This window comes from Exiguobacterium sp. s16 (genome assembly GCF_018618115.1).
GTDB lineage: Bacteria > Bacillota > Bacilli > Exiguobacteriales > Exiguobacteriaceae > Exiguobacterium > Exiguobacterium mexicanum_A.
This window is the reverse complement of sequence record NZ_JACSLM010000002.1, coordinates 516,727-533,876: the sequence shown is the minus strand read 5'-3', so window position 1 is coordinate 533,876 and position 17,150 is coordinate 516,727. Positions and strand designations below refer to the sequence as shown.

Genomic DNA, 17,150 nt, shown 5'->3' with positions numbered 1-17,150 from the left:
CCCTTGCTTAACGGCATGAACCCGCCGTCAAACTGACACTGCGCGTGAACTATCGTCACGTTTTCGGGTACAATAATGGAGAAAGGAGCGGTTCAGATGCAGAAGAGATGGAAAGTTGGACTTGCAACACTATTCACCGGCTACTATGCCATCAGTTATTATGCGTTCAAGCGCATGACGCGAGGCAAACGCAAGACACCAGAAATGCTCTTGGCCCCGTATACGAAAGAAGATCAATCGTTTTATCATGACGTGCCGTTCGAGCACGTCTCGCTCCGTTCTCAGGATGGCTATCGGCTGTATGGACGCGTCTACCGCAATGAAGGGTCGACGAAATGGATCGTGTTCGTTCACGGCTATACCGCCTCTCACAGTTTCATGGCCCCACATTTGGCGATGTTCCATCGCCTCGGGTACAACCTCCTCGCTGTCGACTTGAGATCGCACGGTGAGTCCGAGGGCGTATACGCCTCTTATGGTTACCACGAAAAGCATGACATCACCGATTGGGTCGACTGGTTGCGGGCCAATGAAGTGGTCACGGAAGTCGGGTTGCACGGTGTCTCGATGGGAGCTGCCTCGATTTTACAGGCCGGACCGTTAACCGACGTCGACTTCTTGATCGCCGAATGTCCGTTTGACGATATGAGACAGCTCATGCGCCATCAGTTGAACGTGCTGCATCGGTTGCCCGGGGACCTGCTCTTGCCAGGGATCAACTATTTCTTGTGGACACGGGCCGGTTTCCGGATGCATCAAGTCCGGCCCAAATACGATCTCGCCGCGATTGACGCGCCCGTCTTGTTCATCCACGGAACGAAAGATGATTTCGTGCCGACGTGGATGTCGGTCGAGATGAACGCGCTCAACCGGCAAAACGAGTTAGCCCTCATCCATGGGGCCGAGCACACAAACTGTATCTTGAAAGATCAACCCGCCTATGAGGCGGCCGTCAGTCAGTTTCTGAATCGACGACGTGAATCGGTCCAGCGATAAGGTCGAGCAAGGCATGGACGACCATCACTGGCCATAATACCCCCATCGCCAAGTACAAATAGCCGAGTCCCCAGCCGACGATCCCGGTGACCAGAACGCCCCTGACGCCTTGATAAGCATGGGCCAACCCGAACAAGGCGCCGCCGATGAAGGCGAGTGTCAAGGATGAGACGTCAAGATAGAGACTGACGGTGTAGAGGAGCACACCACGGAAGATGAATTCCTCGGTCACACCTGCCGTCCACGAGACAGCGCTCCATGCCTTCGCCTCAATATCCGTCCGCGGCAAGAGCAACCGCTCGATTTCGAGCTCATAGTACGGTCGTAACCGCCGCCGTAACCGAGACGAGGTTTTGACGAGCAAGTAAAACGCCAGCAGCACGGAGATGAGGATGGTCGTGAAAAAGAAAAACTTCCAAGCGGACATGTCCCCTTCGACCGGGGCGAATCCGAGACCGACCATGTCTGGCGGGACGCCGAACAAGAAGACGAGGGCGAGCAAAAGCAGACTGAGCCCCCACGACGACTTGACTGTCTGTTCATAGACACGTCCACGACCGAGCGTTTCGATCATCGGCTTCATCAACCGGGCGTTGAACAATTGAACGATCAACAAATACATGAGAATGATGGTAAAGACGGCCTGTTCGAGCATCTATATCCACTCCTGTCCTTCCTGTTAGCTATATGCTACACTATTCGGGTATTGTCTAGAAAGCTAGGAGGCGGAATCTTGAAACGATTGATTTTGCGACTGACCGGTCTCATGCTTGTGATCGTGCTGTGCCTCGGCGCAATCGGCTGGTTTGGTCAACATGATAAAGTGAACAACGCCCTGTACCGGGCCTATTACGGGGACCATGGCGTCCCGTCCGTCCATCGCGATGTGTATGAGGATGCCGCGGCCACGTATGACGTCGATTGGCGCTTACTTGCCGCCGTCCATCGCGTCGAGACGATTTTCTCCCACAGTTCATCGATGCGTTCATCGGTCGGGGCGATCGGACCGTTCCAATTCATGCCGCGGACGTGGCTCGGCTGGCAATATGACACGGACGATCAAAAAGGCGATGTCCCTGAGGACGAAGTCGATTTGACGGATCTCGCGCTCATCGAACAGTACGGCGGTCTCGGACGCGATGGCAACAATGATGGCAAAGCCGACCCGCACAGTCTCGTCGACTCGGCCCATACGGCCGCTTACTATTTGAGCGAGCACGGCGGGACGAAGGCAGACACGACGGACTCGATTCGAAACGCCATCTTCGAGTACAACCGCAGTGAACAGTATGTCAATGATGTGATGTCGTTTTATGAGTCATATCAAACCGATGTGTCTTATTTACCGGATGACAAGGCGTCGGCAACCCAAAGTGTCGCGCGCTACACAATCCGCTACTTGGAATGGTTCGCAGGCTGGGTCTGACCCGGCACTATTTGATTAAAAGTGAGGAAACCTTATGAACACCCATATCGAGGAAGTGACGATTCGTGTCAAGTCGGTCTTCAATGAGGACAAGACGAAGCGCTACTTGCGTTCGTACGAATTCACAGATGTCGTCGACGGCGTCATCTGTGCCGTCATCATCTACTCGCCCCGGATGAGCGATGCTTTCTTGTCCGGTACGACAACGCAGCGGGCGTATATGCTCATGCGGAACCATCTCGATCAACCGATCCGTGAGATGCGCGTCATCAGCCTCGTCCCGACACTCGCCATCAATGACAATCTGCCGTACGTCGAATCGCAACTCGACGAAGTCAACTTTCATTACGTTGAGGAAACGCTCGACGAGGTCGAGGCGAGCGGAGGTATGATTATCGTCGGCTGGGGCTCTCCGGGACGCTTGATGCATCATGCCACCCCGTATAAGGCGCTCTTTGCCGACCATGAGGCGCATATGTTCTGTATCGGCACGACTTCCAAAGGCGAGCCGCAACAGATTCGTATGGCCAACGAAAACACCGTGCTCGAGGCGTTCAATAACGAATCGATCAAACCGAAATTTAGAATCGTGAAAGAGACGAAACAAGACGACTCCGAGTGAGTCGTCTTGTTTTAACGTACGCCAAGCCACACGCTCACTCCAAACAATAGGAGCAAAAGCGACGCCAACAGAAAGTCGTTCCTGGTGACGGGCACAACCTCGTACGTCGCTCGAGGTTCCCCCGTAAACCCACGTGCTTCCATCGAGAACGCGATTCGTTCCGCTTGGCGGATCGATCCAGCAAGAAGCGGAACGATTAATTTGGGGACGTGGCGGATGTGATCGAGTCTCGTCTCCAAACGCACGCCTCGTAACGCATGCGTTTCATACAGTTGCATCAGTTCTTTTTTTAGAATCGGAAAGAAACGAAAACCGACGAAGACACTATATGCGATTTTTGGTGACAGCTTTCCTTGTTGCATCAAACTGTAGACGAACCGTTTCGGGTCCGTCGTCAGCGTGAACAGAAGCGACAAGGCTGTGAATGCCAACACACGTAAGGAGAGCGTCGCTGCTAGCATCACATTCTCGTCGGTCACATCATTGCCAAACAGCTTGAACACGACATCTCCGCTTGATTGCTTTCCAAAGACGAGCGTCGTCCACAATGTCCCGAGCGCGGTCAATAAAAATGGGATCATGAACAACCCCCATCTTCTCCAGCTCACAGCAGAGAATAGCGTTTGAAGTGTAACTGTACCGAGAAAAACAGCAAGCGGAGTCCAAGGGTTATACATGAAGGCGAGACCGAACATGAGACATGCCACGGTCAGAAATTTAATCGTCGGGTTCATCTCATGAAATGTCATCGCGATTCCTCCATCAATAAGCCGTGGGTGCGTAGTAATTCTTTTTCATCCCAGAGTGAAGCGTCATATGGCCCACTCAAGTCGCCGTCACACATCAAATAATATGTGTTCGCAATCCGCGCGAAGCTGAGGTCGTGCGTCACAAACAAAATCGTCTGGCCGGATCGTGTTCGTTCGACCATTAAGTCATAGAGCGCACGAAGCGATACCTCGTCTTGTCCGGCAGTCGGTTCATCAAACGCAATCAGTTGTTTATTAGACAGCATCATCACTCCGATGGCGAGCCTTCGTTTTTGACCGTGACTAAGGGAGAGTGGATGGTGGTCACGCACTGATTCGAGCCCGAGCCGCGTTAAGACGTCCTCAATCGGGCGATTATGGCCATATGCGAGTTCTCGGGTCACATCATTCGTAACGAATAGATGCGCCGGTGATTGCGGGACGAGGCCGACTTCACGATGTTTCCGGGCTAGGCTTCGCAGCCATGTCGACTTTCCGCTACCATTTCGACCGAGCACCGCAATGAGATCACCCTCAGCGACCTTTAACTCGCTCGCTGCTAATTGAAATGTTTTTCGTTTTAATTCCGGTATGTGAAATAACATTTTTTTCCTTGTTCAACTTTAATTGGAGAGAACGCATAATCTGGTCGGACGATGAACGGTCCATCATAGTCGATGCGCCCACTCACGAGCTTTATTTGTCGGTCAAAAAAATCACCCCATATGTATGGCCGATGCTCGATGACGACAACGTTTACGGTCTGTGCGACGCCGTCGAGCCAACGAACGAAATGATGGGCGGTCTCAGGATCGAGGTGAGCGAGCGGCTCATCGAGGAGGAGCCACTCGGGGCGGCCAATCAAGGCACAAGCGACGGCAATTTGCTGCTTCTCACCCCCCGATAGGTCATGAATGGTACGGTGACGATAATCGGTCAAATGCAACGCCTCTAACATTGTGGTGACACGGGCCATCATCTCGTCTCTCGCGACGGCAAAGTTTTCGAGCGTGAAAATCAATTCTTCTTCGACCGTCTGCATGACGAACTGACTGTCCGGGTCCTGAAAGACCGTTCCGACGCGCCGGTTCACTTCGCCAGCTTCATACGTATCATAAGAGCGATCGAACAAGTGCAGTCTGCCCGTCACGATGCCATCACAATTGTCCGGATAGAGACGATTCATCAAAGCGAGCAATGTTGATTTTCCCGACCCACTTGCCCCTGTAATGACCGTTCTCCCTTTTGTTAGACGTAGTGTGATATCCGTCAAGACATCGCATTTCTTGTTCGGATAACGAAATGTCAGATGTTCTGCCTCAACCATGCATACGGTCCTGTCGCGCGAGAGCATACCCATCAAGCGCGCCCGTCCGAAGCAACAAGTCGCTCAAAATCTTACCGCCCAGACCAGCAATCAACATCCCGCTCGTTGCGCGTAGTGCGAACATCGTAGCCACATATGTCGGACTGAGGGCATTGAGCCCTCCCATGACGTACGTATATGCGAAACTTGTCACAGCAGCACTGAATCCGGCGAGCATGAGCACCCAAAGATCATAGCGTTTATAACCCGTCAAAGCGAACGCCGCTTCGGCGCCGATCCCTTGAACGATCCCGACTAAAATGATGCGCGGTCCGATGGCGTTGCCAATCATCATCTCAATCGTCGCCGCAAGCACTTCGGACAAGAATGCAGCCCCAGGCTTGCGAATGATATAAGCTGCGATAATCGAGACGATGAACCATATCCCAAAAATCCATTCGTAGGCGATTGGTCCAATCAGACCGGCCCACAAGTTCCCAGCATGGACGAACGCCAAATAGACCACCGCGAACACGACCGATAAAATCGACAACAAGACGATCTCTTTTAACTTCCACGATTTAAGCATCCATGCGTCCCTCGTGTGACGGACTGTTCACGCTGAACGTCACCGTCATGACGACGTGGCTTGTCTTCTGTCGGACGCGATCAAACGTCGCCTCATAGAAAGCGAACACCGGCTCGATGTCCCCATGTATACCTGAGGCGTAATGCATCGAGTCATTGAAGACACCTCGCTCTTTCGCAAAAGCGATTTCTTCGTAGATGATGTCCATATAGTCGTCATCACCGAGCGGATAGAGCGCGAACTGTGAGGAGACATATTGCGGACCGACGGGACCATTAAGCGGTTCGCTCGACACAACGAGCACTTCATCTCCGGCCGTATCCCCTGGACACCCGACCGAGAACGTCCCGCTCATCGACACATGTTCCCCTGTCTTCGTCGCGTGTGACAGCACGGTCTTAGCCACATCGAATACATGCTCACTTCGTCCACGGATGACCGTCGACACGTCATCGGTATGTCGCCAGACGTTTTGTAAATCCGTCTCCTTCAACGCCCCTTTGATGATGCTCACGAAATCGGTCGTCATCGGGCTCAGTGTAAAGCGGAACCCGACGATCGGGCTCGTTCCACATTGTTTGTTCATGTTCTATTCCCCCTTATTATGTGTACACAAAAAAGCCGCATCCATGAGAATGCGGCCACTCGTCCAATTTTAATCCATTAGAAAAAGTGCCACACTTCCTCACGCCGGTATTACCCGGATCGAGTCATAAGGGATTGGAGCCATGCTCACATCTCAGCCGAAGCACCCCTAGTGTAGTCCAATGTATGCGGTTGTTCATGCAAGAATCAGTATAGACGACCGCTTTCATTTTGTAAACGGTCTTATGAGAACGTGACGACCTCGTTCCCCGGAAGTGTGTCCCGGAGCGTCGACCAATCTAACGCTATTTCCTCATCTGTCAACAGACACGCGTCGAGTCCGGCCTCGATGACCGAACGATCCATCCGCTGCCCGATCAAGACGAGCTCCGTCTGTCGGTCCCCGTACGGTTCGACATAGTCGGCGGCGAGTTCCGGTTCGGCCGCGAACATGTGATGACGCTCATCTTCCGGAAGCGTCGCGAGCCAGCGCCCGGCATGTTCGAGCGTCGAGGCGTAGCCCGCTTGTGAAAACAGACAGGCGAGGTCGTTCCGGGAAGCAATCCATAAGAACCCTTTCGCGCGGACGATTTCTTCCGGGAACGCCTCGATCCAGGCATGGAGACGCTCCGGGTGGAACGGCCGACGCCGACGATAGACGAATGAACTGATGCCGTATTCTTCCGTCTCCGGCGTGTGCACATCTGTCTCAAGTTCTTGAATCCACCCGGCCGCATGCATCGCCTGTTCGAAATCGAACAAATTGACATCCAACAGCTCGGTCAATTCCACGTTCGCATGGACAGACGTCAACAGCTTCGCGGTTGGGTTGAGCGCCTTCAACAGTCCGGTCATCTCGACGAGTTCGGTCTCGGTCACGCGATCCGCCTTGTTCAAGACGATGATATCGGCGAATTCGACTTGGTCGACGAGCAGGTCGACGACTTCGCGGACGTCCGTCGCCTCGATCGCCTGCTTGCGTTCATGGAGGGACTCGCCCGAGTTGAAATCTGTTAAGAACCGAAACGCATCGACGACGGTCACCATCGCATCGATATAGACTCGGCTCGTCAAATCGATGCCGAGGGCGTCATCGGCATATGTAAACGTTTGGGCGACCGGGATCGGCTCTGAGATACCGGACGACTCGATGATGATTCCGTCGAGGTCCCGCTCGTTCGCAAGCTCTGCTACCGCCTCGAGCAGGTCCTCACGGAGCGTGCAACAGATGCAGCCGTTCGATAGTTCGACCAACTTTTCGTCCGTCCTTGAAAAACCGCCCTGTTCAATCAATCGCTCATCGATATTCAACTCGCTCATGTCGTTGACGATGACGGCGTATTTCTTGCCCGTCCGATTGTTCAATATGTGGTTCAATAGTGTCGTCTTACCGCTTCCTAAATAACCGGACAGCACGGTGATCGGGATTCGTCTCATTCTACCCACTCCTAAATCGTAATGATTACTTTTTAGATAATGACGGGTCGGTGACGTCTTGTCAAGAAAAAAACACGCCCGTTTCCGGACGTGTTCTCCTGCCTATTCCTCTAACGCCTTGCGTTCGGCCTCTGAGCGTGGATAGGCGTTCGCCTGCCATTCGGCTCGATAAATCGAGTCGAGCTGGGTCAGACCGACCTCATCCGCGTCCTTGTCGGCATCCACACTCGGCGTCTCATCCCACCGCGGATTCAAATACGTATGATCGTCTTCCCGGTTTGCCTCCAACAGCTTTTGAATCCCGACCCGGGCGACCGCCGCGAGCGCCAAACCGATTCCCGCACGAACGAGCAATCGTTTTACCATCTTCGTACCTCCTTATCGACCAAACCGATAGAGCGGCATCCCTTTCACATCTGTATCAATTTTAAAGACCGACCCTGCGTCCGGATGGGCCTCGAGCGCCGCGTCATCCATTCCTTCGCGCGCCGTCGTGATCGCAAGTTGTTTCAAGTCATCACCGACGAAACAGCATGACGTGACGTTCGGGGCCGGCACGAGCACCTCGAGCACTTTTTCACCCGTCTTCGGGTTCCAGCGCGAGACGCGTCCGCCCGCGAAGTGGGCAATCCATAAAAAGCCGTCCTCATCGGATGTCATGCCGTCCGGGAATCCTTCCTCATCTTTGAAATCGATGACGACTTCCCCATCCCCGAGTGTTCCTGTTTTCAAGTCGAACGGGTATTTGCGGACCGTCTCGGTCGGTGTATCGATGTGGTAGAACGTCGAGTGGTCCGGAGACCATGTCAGACCGTTCGACAGCGTCAGTTCACTGAGCATGACCTCGGTCGTGCCGTCACGGTTCAAGCGATAGAGCGTCGCCTCGTTCTCCTCGTCGTTGAGATGAAGCGTCCCGGCAAAGATTCGTCCGTACGGGTCGGCCTTTCCGTCGTTGAAGCGAAGATCCCCTTCCGGGTCATCGAGTTCGACGAGTTTATCGAGTCGCTTCGATCCCTCGTCCCATTCATAGATGCCGTCTTTCAAGCCGACGACGACGCCGTCTGTCACTTTCGGGACCGCAAACCCGATCTGTTGTCCCATATCGAACGATGACAGCTCGTCTTCCTTTTCGTCGTACCACCAAAGTGTGTGTCCTTCGATGTCGACCCAATAGAACCGTTTCAGTTCAGCATCCCAACACGGGCCTTCCCCAAGTGTATTTCTGACTCGAATCCATAACGCAGCGTTTACTGTCTCCATTGAATTGCCTCCACTCTCTACATTGATTTCAACTGACTATTCCCTGAGCGGACGAGGTCTATTCAAGATTTTTCAAAATCGTTCCGCAGAGTTAGGGGCGATGTCCGTCTTTCCTTCACCGGAGCGGCTCTATGAAAAAAACTCCTTGAATCATTCGATTCAAGGAGTCCACTTATTTCGCACCTTCGACGTTCATATGTTTACTGCGCAACTGGCCGCATGCCGCATCGATGTCAGTCCCGTGCTCAAGGCGGACACCGGTGTTGATGCCACGCTTCTTCAAGACATCATAGAACGCCATGATGTCCTCCGAGGTACTGCGCTCGTATTGGATATGCTCGTTGACCGGGTTATACGGGATCAAGTTGACGTACGACTTGTCCTTAATATCGTCGATGAGCGCCGCCAATTCCTCGGCGTGCTCCGGTAAATCGTTCACTTTCGACAGGAGAATATATTCGAACGTGATTCGTTTGTTCGTCTTCTCGACGTAATACCGGATGGCCGGCATGAGCTTGTCGAGCGGGAACGCCCGGTTGATTTTCATGATTTGCGTCCGCAGCGCGTCGTTCGGCGCATGGAGCGACAGCGCCAAGTTGATGCGCAAATCGAGGTCCGCGAACTTGTAAATCTTGTCGGCGAGTCCGCTCGTCGAGACGTTGATTTTACGCGGCGCGATCGCGAGACCGCGCTCGTCCTTGACGACACGCAGGAAGTCGACCAAGTTGTCAAAGTTATCGAACGGTTCGCCGATCCCCATAACGACGATATGGCTGACCCGGGCCCCTTCGCCGACTTCGTCCAAGTAGTGTTGAACGGTCATGATTTGTTCGACGACTTCGCCCGCCGTCAAATCACGTGTCTTCTTCAAGAGACCGCTCGCACAGAAGCTGCAGCCGATATTGCACCCGACCTGCGTCGTCACACAGACCGAACGGCCGTACTTATGTCGCATGAGCACAGTCTCGATATAGTGCCCGTCGTGTAGTTTAAGTAAAAATTTGACCGTCCCGTCGCCCGCCTCTTGTTTGACGAACAGGTCTTGCGTCGAGATGACGTATTCGGCGGCGATCGCCTCACGCACCTCGGCCCGTACCGAGATGTCCTCGATTTGCTTCACTCGGTCGATGTAGAGCGAGTCCCAGATTTGTCTCGCATGGAAGGCGCTGTATCCCCAAGAGACACACGCTTCTGTCAGCTGATCGAACGTCAGCCCGTATATAGATGGTTTCATTGCTATCTGTCCTTTCTTCAATCCGCATACGTACCATTGTAGCGGACGTGGACGACGGGTGCAACGTTCTTATAACGGTGGAACGGGACGCGAAATATGCCGCTCGAACGCATACGCCAGACGGATCAAGTCACGTTCGGCATAACTCGTCCCGGTGAACGACAGGCCGAACGGCGCCCCGCTCGCTTTCAAGCGATATGGGATCGTGATGGTCGGATGCCCGGCTTTTGCCGCCATGTCATAGTTCAAATCGTGAGGCAAGACGAGCGCGTGCAACTGCTGTTCGTTTAATAGACGGTCGAGTCCGTCCGTCTTGGCGTCACGCACGTCATCGAGCCGGCGCGTCAAATAGGCCGCCTCGATGAGACGTCCCGACAATCTTTCCGCTTTCTCGAACGTCTTTTGTCCGTGCGGGATCGTCTCAGGATGTCTGTTGTTCCAGTCCATCAAATCCGACAACGTCTCGTATGGGAGCGTCGTCGTGGCCAGGTACGCCTCGATCCCGAGTTTGAACTCGTGGTACAAAATATCGCCTTGGTCGAGCGTATCATGGGCGGGCAGTTCGACTTCGACAAGGTCGATGCCGCTCTGTTTCAACAGCTCGGTCGCCTCACCGTATAATGCTTGTTCTTCTGCTGATAAATCAGCTTTGACGATCCCGACACGCATCCCGACCGCTTGGCGCTCGTCGAGGCACGTCCGATACGGCGGACCGGCCGGGAGGTTGAGTGTCGCCGGGTCCGCCGGGTCTTCCCCTACCATCGCCTCAAGTGCCCTTACCGCGTCTTCGAGCGTTCGTGCCATCGGTCCCGCCGTGTCTTGCGACCGCGAGATCGGGATGATGCCACTCCGACTGATGAGGCCGACGGTCGGTTTGATGCCGACGATGCCGTTGTGCACGCTCGGATGGATGATCGAGCCGCTCGTCTCGCTACCGACAGCGAGCAGTGTCAGGTTCGCTGCGACCGCAGAGGCCGAACCTGAGCTCGAACCTCCGACATCGAGCTTATCCCCATATGGATTGAGCGTCTGCCCACCGACGCCGCTCCAGCCGTTCGGCATGCCCTCGGTCAAAAAGTTGGCCCATTCGGACAAGTTCGCTTTCCCGAGGATGATGGCCCCGCTCGCTCGCAGGTTTTGGACGAGATTGGCGTCCCGGCCTGCGAAGTGATGCGCGAGTGCGACGGCCCCGGCCGTCGTCTTCATGAGTCCGGCTGTCTCGACATTGTCTTTGATCAAGACAGGAATGCCGAGTAGCGGCAAGCGTAGCCCGCGACGAAATGCCCGGTCAGCCGACTCGGCCTCGAACAAGGCGTCCGGGTTCACCTGGATGACCGCCTTCAGTTTGTCGTTGAACTGGGCGATCCGGGTCAAATAATAGGCCGTCACGTCACGCGCCGTGAACGTTCCTTCTTTATATCCGCGATGGGCGGTTTCGATATCGAGTTCCATAAAATCAAATGTGTCAGTCATATTGATTCCTCCTTTGGTCACTCGATGGTATTCGCTATCGACATTTGATTTCCTGTTTTCGTTCGCCAACGAATGTGTAACTTGGTACACTGAAAGAAAAGGGAGGTTACTATGAACCGTTCGTACGTACTCGTCTTATTGTCCGTCTTTGCCTTGTTCTTCTTACAGTTATATGCCGGGGACGCCCCGTATACGCTACCGCTCTCCATCGTGCTCGGCATCCTGATCCTCGGTGCCACCTTGCTCCAACTACGGCGCAAGCCAAACCGTTGACGCCGCTTCAAATCTGATGGTATGATGCTGTCACCAACTACATATCGATATCTTGAGTGAACGAGAGACCTGGCTCTATGACTTCACAGCAACCTGCTACGGCAAGGTGCTACTACCAGCAAGGCGATTGCCTTGGCCGATATGACAGAGCGCTCATGTCGATGACATGGGCGCTTTTTTTGGGAATGAACATGAGGGGGACTTATTAATGGAAAAAGCAACATTCGCAGGCGGCTGCTTTTGGTGCATGGTGACACCGTTCGAGGAACAGCCCGGCATCGAGTCGATCGTATCAGGTTATACGGGAGGTCACGTCGACGATCCGACGTATGAACAAGTGAAGACAGGGACGACAGGACACTATGAGGTCGTCGAGATCACGTTCGACCCGACGCTGTTCGCTTATGAGCGACTGCTCGAACTGTATTGGATTCAGACCGATCCGACCGATGACGGCGGTCAATTCCAAGACCGAGGCAGTCAATATGCGCCGGCCATCTTCCATCATACGGAAGAACAACGTGTGAAAGCAGAGCAGAGTCGCGACGCGCTCGCGGCGAGTGGACGTTTCCAACAGCCGATCGTCACGAAGATTTTACCGGCCGACACGTTCTATCCGGCCGAGGAGTACCATCAAGACTTCCATAAAAAAAATCCGGCCCACTATAAAGAGGACCGGAAAAAATCTGGGCGTGACGCATTCATCGAACAAGCCTGGTAAGCGAAAGACGGGTCGTCTGACCCGTCTTTTAGCTTTTGGCGATTCCGAGCATGAATCCGGCCACGACGATGAGGCCGATACCCATAAAGACGAAGACACGTTCTTTCGTCGTCTTCTCTTCTTTTAATAGATAGATCCCGCCGAGCGTCGCCACGACGACGTTCAATTGCGACAAGGCGAATGACGTCGCGATTCCGACTTCACCGCTCGACACGAACAGCCCGAAGTTCCCGATCCCCCAGGCGATCCCGGCCAAGATGTTTTTGAACGTCTTCGGATCGAACTTCTTCACATCTTTCTCACGCAGGCTGAACAACAGCGCCGCGACGAACATCCCGACCGACTGTGGCAAGATCGCCGTGATCCCGTCGACCTCGAAATAGTTCGTCAGGACGGCGTACGTCACGTAACCGATACTCGACACGAGCAGAACGAGCAAGCCTTTCTTCAAGGCGCCGCTGCTGTCGCCGTCTTTGTTCTGCTGATACGACGTCAACGCAGCCCCAATCACGATGAGAACGAGCGCCGAAAATCCGAGCCATAGTTCGGTCGTCGTTTTCCAGTCTCCGAGGACGATGACACCGAACAACGATGTACCGAGAAGCTGCATGCCGGTGCTGATCGGCATCGCCTTCGAGACACTTAAAATTTGAAACGATTGGAACTGTAAATATTGTCCGAGTGCCCAAAACGCGCCGGAGATGAATCCGGTCACGATTGCGAGCGTCGTGAACCCGGGATTGAACACGAGTGCGATAATGACCGCCATCACCATCGCCCCGATTGTCGTCCCGATCAACTGTTGAATCGGCTTCCCGCCGACCTTTGAGACGATGAGCGGGATGCTCCCCCACATCAAGGCAGGTAAGAGTGCGAGTAAAATCATTTCCATACATGACACCTGCTTTCGTAATATAACATCATTTGTGATTTTCCCACGTTCAGTGCTGATTAAACTTTGTTCAAAAAAATTAAAAATAGCCATTGCCAAATGTTTTACTAGGATGATATAATAATTTTCGAACGGGGCATTAGCTCAGCTGGGAGAGCGCCACGCTGGCAGCGTGGAGGTCAGCGGTTCGAGCCCGCTATGCTCCATTATTGAAGTCACCACTCATTTGAGGGGTGACTTTTTTTGCGTCGCCGCTCGGTTTAACTCATCCGCTAGCGGGTAATGATTGTAAGACATCATTATTCTAAAGGGGGACTTATCATGGACCGAGCCTCTGTCGAAGAGACCATTTTAGCCGTCATCGACTGTATGCGGGCAAGCAATCATTGTTTCTCAAAATGCTTACAAGAAGAAGATTTGTTGATGGTCGCCGAGTGTATCCGGCTGACGAAAGAATGTTCGGAAGTGTGTGCACTCGCCTTGAACGCGCTCGAGACCGATTCGGCTTTCACCAAACCGATTGGTGCACTCTGCGCCCAGGTGTGTGACACGTGCGCCGTCGAATGTGGCCGCCACTTGCACGACCATTGCCAACGCTGTGCCGAAGCATGTCTCCGCTGTGCCGAAGCATGCCGCAACCTCGTGGCCGCATAATCGCTTTTTAGTCTAACGATATGTTAGACTTTTTTTATACTTGTTTTTACGAGAAAGGGATTAATTATGCCACATTCAATTCTTGCCATCGACGTCGAGACGGCGAACCGCGATAGTCGCAGCATCTGCTCTGTCGGCTGGAGCCTGCTTGTCGACGGTGAAATCATCGAAACGAACCAACTGCTCGTCAATCCGGAGGAAGACTTCGATGCCGGCAATATCCGGGTCCATGGCATCCGGCCGAGCGATGTCTGGGACGCCCCAGCGTTACCCGAGGTGCTCGAACAGCTCTATCCGACGCTGCGGGATGTCGACCTCGTCATGGCACACAACGCATCGTTCGATATGGGCGCGTTCAAGAAAGCGATCGCCAAATACGATTTATATACGTTTCCGACGATCGAGTACGGCTGTACCGTCAAGTTGTCGAGAAAACTGTATCCAGGTCTGCCGAATCACAAGCTGAACACGATGGCGGAATATTTGAACGTCCCGTTCATGCATCACGATGCGGCTGAAGATGCTCGCGTCTGTGCCCTGCTCATGCGCGACATGATGCAGAAGACCGGGATCCATGATCCGCGTGAACTGCACCGGTACACATCGGTCAAGCTCGGAAAACTCGCTTATTGAACGATATGCATGCCAGACAGGCCAAGACACACGTCTTGGCCTGTTAGCGTTTAAAGATCCATTTTTTCTGGACATAATAACTGACGACGAACAAGAAGCTGTCGACGAACACTTTGATCCACACCTCACCGTCGCGGATGACATAGAACAGCGCATAGACGAGACCGGCCGACAGCGCCATCTGCAATCCGACTAGACCGAAGTATTTCGGCATCGCCCGCTTCGCCTTCGAATGGAACACAATTTTCCGATTGACGAAATAATTGAACAGCGATGACAGGATACGGGCCACGACCGTCGCAATCAAGACGTGCGTCGTCTCGAACCACGGATTCAACAAATAGACGAACAAGGCATAGAACCCGATGTCTAACAGAAATGATGCGACCGATGATAATGAATAGGCCAAAAACATGCGATAGATAAGAATCGAGTCGATCACCGGCCGGAAATGGGACGAGGCGTTTTCTGCCACATAGACGGTTTGAATTGGTGTCTGATGAATCGGGACTTGCAATCGTTTCGTGAACGTCAACATGTTCATCTCGAACTCATAACGGTTCCCCGGCACATCAAGCAATTGTTCTGCATACCGCAGCGGAATCGCCCGGAGGCCGGTTTGGGTGTCCTTCAGACGAAGACCGCTGCCGAGCAACATGACGCCGCGCGTCATCTGATTTCCGAATCGGCTCCGGAACGGGATATCGGACCCTGAAAAGTCGCGGCAGCCCATAATCAAATGATGAGGCCAACGTATGCCTTCTTCATACAGCTTCAAGACGTCGGCCGGCAGATGTTGCCCATCCGCATCGACCGTGATGACCCCGTTCGTTCTAGGGAAATGCTGAACGACATGTCGAATCCCGGTTTTCAACGCCGCACCCTTCCCTTGATTCCGGGTATGCTCGAGCACCGTGACCCATTTTCCGACCTCGTCAAAAATCGGACGGGACGTCTCGGCACTCCCATCGTTCACGACGAACAGATGGACGAACCCTTCTTCTTTCAACTCCCGGACCAGTGTGACGAGCGCTTGATCGGGATTATATGCTGGGATTAATATGACGTAATCATCAAGACGTTCCACGGAATGCATTTGCATCGCCACCCCTCCTTCCCTCCTTCTATACCCAAGTGAGTGAAAAGTGATTCCTCGAACCGCCTCAAACAAAAAACACGATGTCCGAGGACACCGTGTGGTCGATCAACCGATGAAGATGAAGTAAGACGACGCGAAATAGACGAGGACGACGAGAACGGACGGCAAGACGTAGCGGAACTTCGACGTGACATCTTTTCGAAGGACACTGTACATGACCAAGACCGACAAGATCGTGATCCCGATCGCCGTCACCAAGTGTGACGTGGACACATCCGCCAAAATCGAACCGCCTCGGTAGAAGACATCCGACATCGCGATGATGAGCATATTGAAGATGTTACTCCCCAAAATCGAACCGAACGCCAAGTTGACGTTACCAAGCTTCAAGGCGACGAAGACGGCGACCGCTTCTGGGAGCGACGTCGAGGCCGCGATCAAGAAACTGCCGACAAAGCTCGAACCGAGTCCGGTCACGACGGCGATTTGGTCACCTAACACTGAAAGCGCCGTTCCGGCCGCCATGATGACGAGTGCGGCGATGATGAAGCCGATGACCGCGCGCTTGATCGGAATTGAGTCGGTGACGCTGACACCGACTTCTTGCTCGACTTCCCGTTCTGTCGTAGGTTCTTTTGGACGTTGTCCGATATAGTAAATCCCAACCGCGTACAACCCTGCAATCAATAAGGCATCGATCCCGATCCCGAGAATCGTGAAGTCGATGCGGATGACGAGTGCGAGCATCGTCACGAGCGTCAACATCAAACCGAGACTCGCCGTGTAGAGGTGATCCCGACTTGCTTCGTTAAATAGACGCTTCTGACGATAATACAAGTCAAACATCGCCAAGATAAAGATGTTGAACAAGTTCGAGCCGAGCATGTTCCCGATGGCGATGTCCGGGTTATTGATCATGACGGCCGATACGCTCGTCGTCACTTCCGGAAGCGATGTCGCTCCGGCAAGCAACACGGTCCCGACGAGCATGCCGCTCATCGTCGACTTCTCGCTGATGACGTCGGCATACGTCGATAATTTGATGGCAGCATACACGGTGAGTGCTGCGGCCAAGATGAAGTAAATAAATACCATTTTCTGTGTCTCCCCTTTTTCAAAAAATCAAAAAAGACCTTTTTATGGACGCCGAAGAAGCATCCATAAAAAGGTCTCGCGGACTTGGATCAGAAGCTCGATGGAC

At 53.5% G+C, this 17,150-nt stretch carries 21 protein-coding genes, 1 tRNA gene and 2 riboswitches; of the genes, 8 read left to right on the top strand and 14 right to left on the bottom strand.

Features of this window, described 5'->3' with window-relative positions:
• The first annotated feature begins 96 nt into the window (after nucleotides 1-96).
• Entirely contained in the window at nucleotides 97-996 is a 900-nt protein-coding gene (locus tag KNP86_RS06245; RefSeq protein ID WP_034777690.1) for an alpha/beta hydrolase, read from the top strand.
• Here KNP86_RS06245 and KNP86_RS06240 read toward each other — a convergent pair.
• Nucleotides 953-1,651 (bottom strand): CPBP family intramembrane glutamic endopeptidase, encoded by a 699-nt coding sequence (locus KNP86_RS06240; protein WP_034777692.1) that lies wholly within the window; start codon nucleotides 1,649-1,651, stop codon nucleotides 953-955. The two genes, KNP86_RS06245 and KNP86_RS06240, sit on opposite strands and share 44 nt — an antisense overlap.
• A gap of 78 nt (nucleotides 1,652-1,729) precedes the next feature.
• Here KNP86_RS06240 and KNP86_RS06235 point away from each other — a divergent pair, with 78 nt between their 5' ends.
• Nucleotides 1,730-2,422, top strand: a complete 693-nt coding sequence (locus tag KNP86_RS06235; protein WP_233004295.1) for a lytic transglycosylase domain-containing protein — start codon at nucleotides 1,730-1,732, stop codon at nucleotides 2,420-2,422.
• Nucleotides 2,423-2,456: 34 nt separating this feature from the next.
• On the top strand, nucleotides 2,457-3,044 hold the full coding sequence (locus KNP86_RS06230; protein WP_034777694.1) for a DUF1643 domain-containing protein: 588 nt from the start codon (nucleotides 2,457-2,459) through the stop codon (nucleotides 3,042-3,044).
• Nucleotides 3,045-3,055: 11 nt separating this feature from the next.
• Here KNP86_RS06230 and KNP86_RS06225 read toward each other — a convergent pair whose 3' ends face one another.
• From KNP86_RS06225 to KNP86_RS06180, 10 genes are all read right to left on the bottom strand, one after another.
• Nucleotides 3,056-3,793, bottom strand: coding sequence for an energy-coupling factor transporter transmembrane component T family protein (locus KNP86_RS06225; RefSeq protein ID WP_214753245.1), 738 nt, complete (start codon nucleotides 3,791-3,793; stop codon nucleotides 3,056-3,058).
• Complete coding sequence (locus tag KNP86_RS06220; RefSeq protein WP_251130436.1) at nucleotides 3,790-4,398, bottom strand: ABC transporter ATP-binding protein; 609 nt, start codon at nucleotides 4,396-4,398, stop codon at nucleotides 3,790-3,792. Before KNP86_RS06220 ends, KNP86_RS06225 begins: the two co-directional genes overlap by 4 nt.
• Nucleotides 4,374-5,120 (bottom strand): ABC transporter ATP-binding protein, encoded by a 747-nt coding sequence (locus tag KNP86_RS06215; RefSeq protein WP_214753241.1) that lies wholly within the window; start codon nucleotides 5,118-5,120, stop codon nucleotides 4,374-4,376. Before KNP86_RS06215 ends, KNP86_RS06220 begins: the two co-directional genes overlap by 25 nt.
• Nucleotides 5,113-5,688 (bottom strand): ECF transporter S component, encoded by a 576-nt coding sequence (locus KNP86_RS06210; protein WP_034777699.1) that lies wholly within the window; start codon nucleotides 5,686-5,688, stop codon nucleotides 5,113-5,115. The genes KNP86_RS06215 and KNP86_RS06210 overlap by 8 nt, the downstream gene beginning before the upstream one ends.
• Nucleotides 5,681-6,274, bottom strand: a complete 594-nt coding sequence (locus KNP86_RS06205; RefSeq protein ID WP_214753240.1) for a YkoF family thiamine/hydroxymethylpyrimidine-binding protein — start codon at nucleotides 6,272-6,274, stop codon at nucleotides 5,681-5,683. Before KNP86_RS06205 ends, KNP86_RS06210 begins: the two co-directional genes overlap by 8 nt.
• A 79-nt stretch (nucleotides 6,275-6,353) precedes the next feature.
• Nucleotides 6,354-6,454: riboswitch (TPP riboswitch) on the bottom strand.
• A gap of 62 nt (nucleotides 6,455-6,516) precedes the next feature.
• The gene (locus KNP86_RS06200; RefSeq protein ID WP_214753238.1) at nucleotides 6,517-7,710 is read right to left on the bottom strand and encodes a GTP-binding protein; all 1,194 of its coding nucleotides are present in this window, start codon (nucleotides 7,708-7,710) and stop codon (nucleotides 6,517-6,519) included.
• A gap of 102 nt (nucleotides 7,711-7,812) precedes the next feature.
• On the bottom strand, nucleotides 7,813-8,076 hold the full coding sequence (locus KNP86_RS06195; protein ID WP_034777704.1) for a hypothetical protein: 264 nt from the start codon (nucleotides 8,074-8,076) through the stop codon (nucleotides 7,813-7,815).
• Between the two features lie 12 nt (nucleotides 8,077-8,088).
• Nucleotides 8,089-8,970 (bottom strand): SMP-30/gluconolactonase/LRE family protein, encoded by an 882-nt coding sequence (locus KNP86_RS06190; RefSeq protein WP_034777705.1) that lies wholly within the window; start codon nucleotides 8,968-8,970, stop codon nucleotides 8,089-8,091.
• A 172-nt stretch (nucleotides 8,971-9,142) separates the two neighbouring features.
• The gene (gene rlmN / locus KNP86_RS06185) at nucleotides 9,143-10,204 is read right to left on the bottom strand and encodes a dual-specificity RNA methyltransferase RlmN (protein WP_034777707.1); all 1,062 of its coding nucleotides are present in this window, start codon (nucleotides 10,202-10,204) and stop codon (nucleotides 9,143-9,145) included.
• A 69-nt stretch (nucleotides 10,205-10,273) separates the two neighbouring features.
• Complete coding sequence (locus tag KNP86_RS06180) at nucleotides 10,274-11,677, bottom strand: amidase family protein (protein ID WP_251130435.1); 1,404 nt, start codon at nucleotides 11,675-11,677, stop codon at nucleotides 10,274-10,276.
• Between the two features lie 111 nt (nucleotides 11,678-11,788).
• Here KNP86_RS06180 and KNP86_RS06175 point away from each other — a divergent pair, with 111 nt between their 5' ends.
• Both KNP86_RS06175 and msrA read left to right on the top strand, forming a co-directional pair.
• Nucleotides 11,789-11,950 carry a hypothetical protein gene (locus KNP86_RS06175; RefSeq protein WP_214711331.1) on the top strand — a complete coding sequence of 54 codons (162 nt, stop codon included), beginning with the start codon at nucleotides 11,789-11,791 and terminating at the stop codon, nucleotides 11,948-11,950.
• Between the two features lie 44 nt (nucleotides 11,951-11,994).
• Nucleotides 11,995-12,095, top strand: a riboswitch (SAM riboswitch).
• Between the two features lie 63 nt (nucleotides 12,096-12,158).
• Nucleotides 12,159-12,671 carry a peptide-methionine (S)-S-oxide reductase MsrA gene (gene msrA / locus KNP86_RS06170; protein ID WP_214753236.1) on the top strand — a complete coding sequence of 171 codons (513 nt, stop codon included), beginning with the start codon at nucleotides 12,159-12,161 and terminating at the stop codon, nucleotides 12,669-12,671.
• Nucleotides 12,672-12,699: 28 nt separating this feature from the next.
• Here msrA and KNP86_RS06165 read toward each other — a convergent pair whose 3' ends face one another.
• Complete coding sequence (locus KNP86_RS06165) at nucleotides 12,700-13,563, bottom strand: GRP family sugar transporter (RefSeq protein WP_034777713.1); 864 nt, start codon at nucleotides 13,561-13,563, stop codon at nucleotides 12,700-12,702.
• Nucleotides 13,564-13,696: 133 nt separating this feature from the next.
• Here KNP86_RS06165 and KNP86_RS06160 point away from each other — a divergent pair.
• The 3 genes from KNP86_RS06160 (at nucleotide 13,697) to KNP86_RS06150 (ending at nucleotide 14,850) form a co-directional block, all read left to right on the top strand.
• Nucleotides 13,697-13,769: transfer RNA gene (locus KNP86_RS06160), tRNA-Ala, on the top strand.
• Nucleotides 13,770-13,884: 115 nt separating this feature from the next.
• Nucleotides 13,885-14,217 (top strand): four-helix bundle copper-binding protein, encoded by a 333-nt coding sequence (locus KNP86_RS06155; RefSeq protein ID WP_034777716.1) that lies wholly within the window; start codon nucleotides 13,885-13,887, stop codon nucleotides 14,215-14,217.
• Nucleotides 14,218-14,283: 66 nt separating this feature from the next.
• Entirely contained in the window at nucleotides 14,284-14,850 is a 567-nt protein-coding gene (locus tag KNP86_RS06150; protein WP_034777719.1) for a 3'-5' exonuclease, read from the top strand.
• Nucleotides 14,851-14,893: 43 nt separating this feature from the next.
• Here KNP86_RS06150 and KNP86_RS06145 read toward each other — a convergent pair whose 3' ends face one another.
• Together KNP86_RS06145 and KNP86_RS06140 are read right to left on the bottom strand one after the other, a co-directional pair.
• A complete protein-coding gene (locus KNP86_RS06145) occupies nucleotides 14,894-15,952 on the bottom strand; it encodes a bifunctional glycosyltransferase family 2/GtrA family protein (RefSeq protein ID WP_052090129.1) in 1,059 nt (352 codons plus the stop codon).
• A gap of 102 nt (nucleotides 15,953-16,054) precedes the next feature.
• The gene (locus tag KNP86_RS06140) at nucleotides 16,055-17,044 is read right to left on the bottom strand and encodes a sodium:calcium antiporter (RefSeq protein WP_034777723.1); all 990 of its coding nucleotides are present in this window, start codon (nucleotides 17,042-17,044) and stop codon (nucleotides 16,055-16,057) included.
• Between the last annotated feature and the right edge of the window lie 106 nt (nucleotides 17,045-17,150).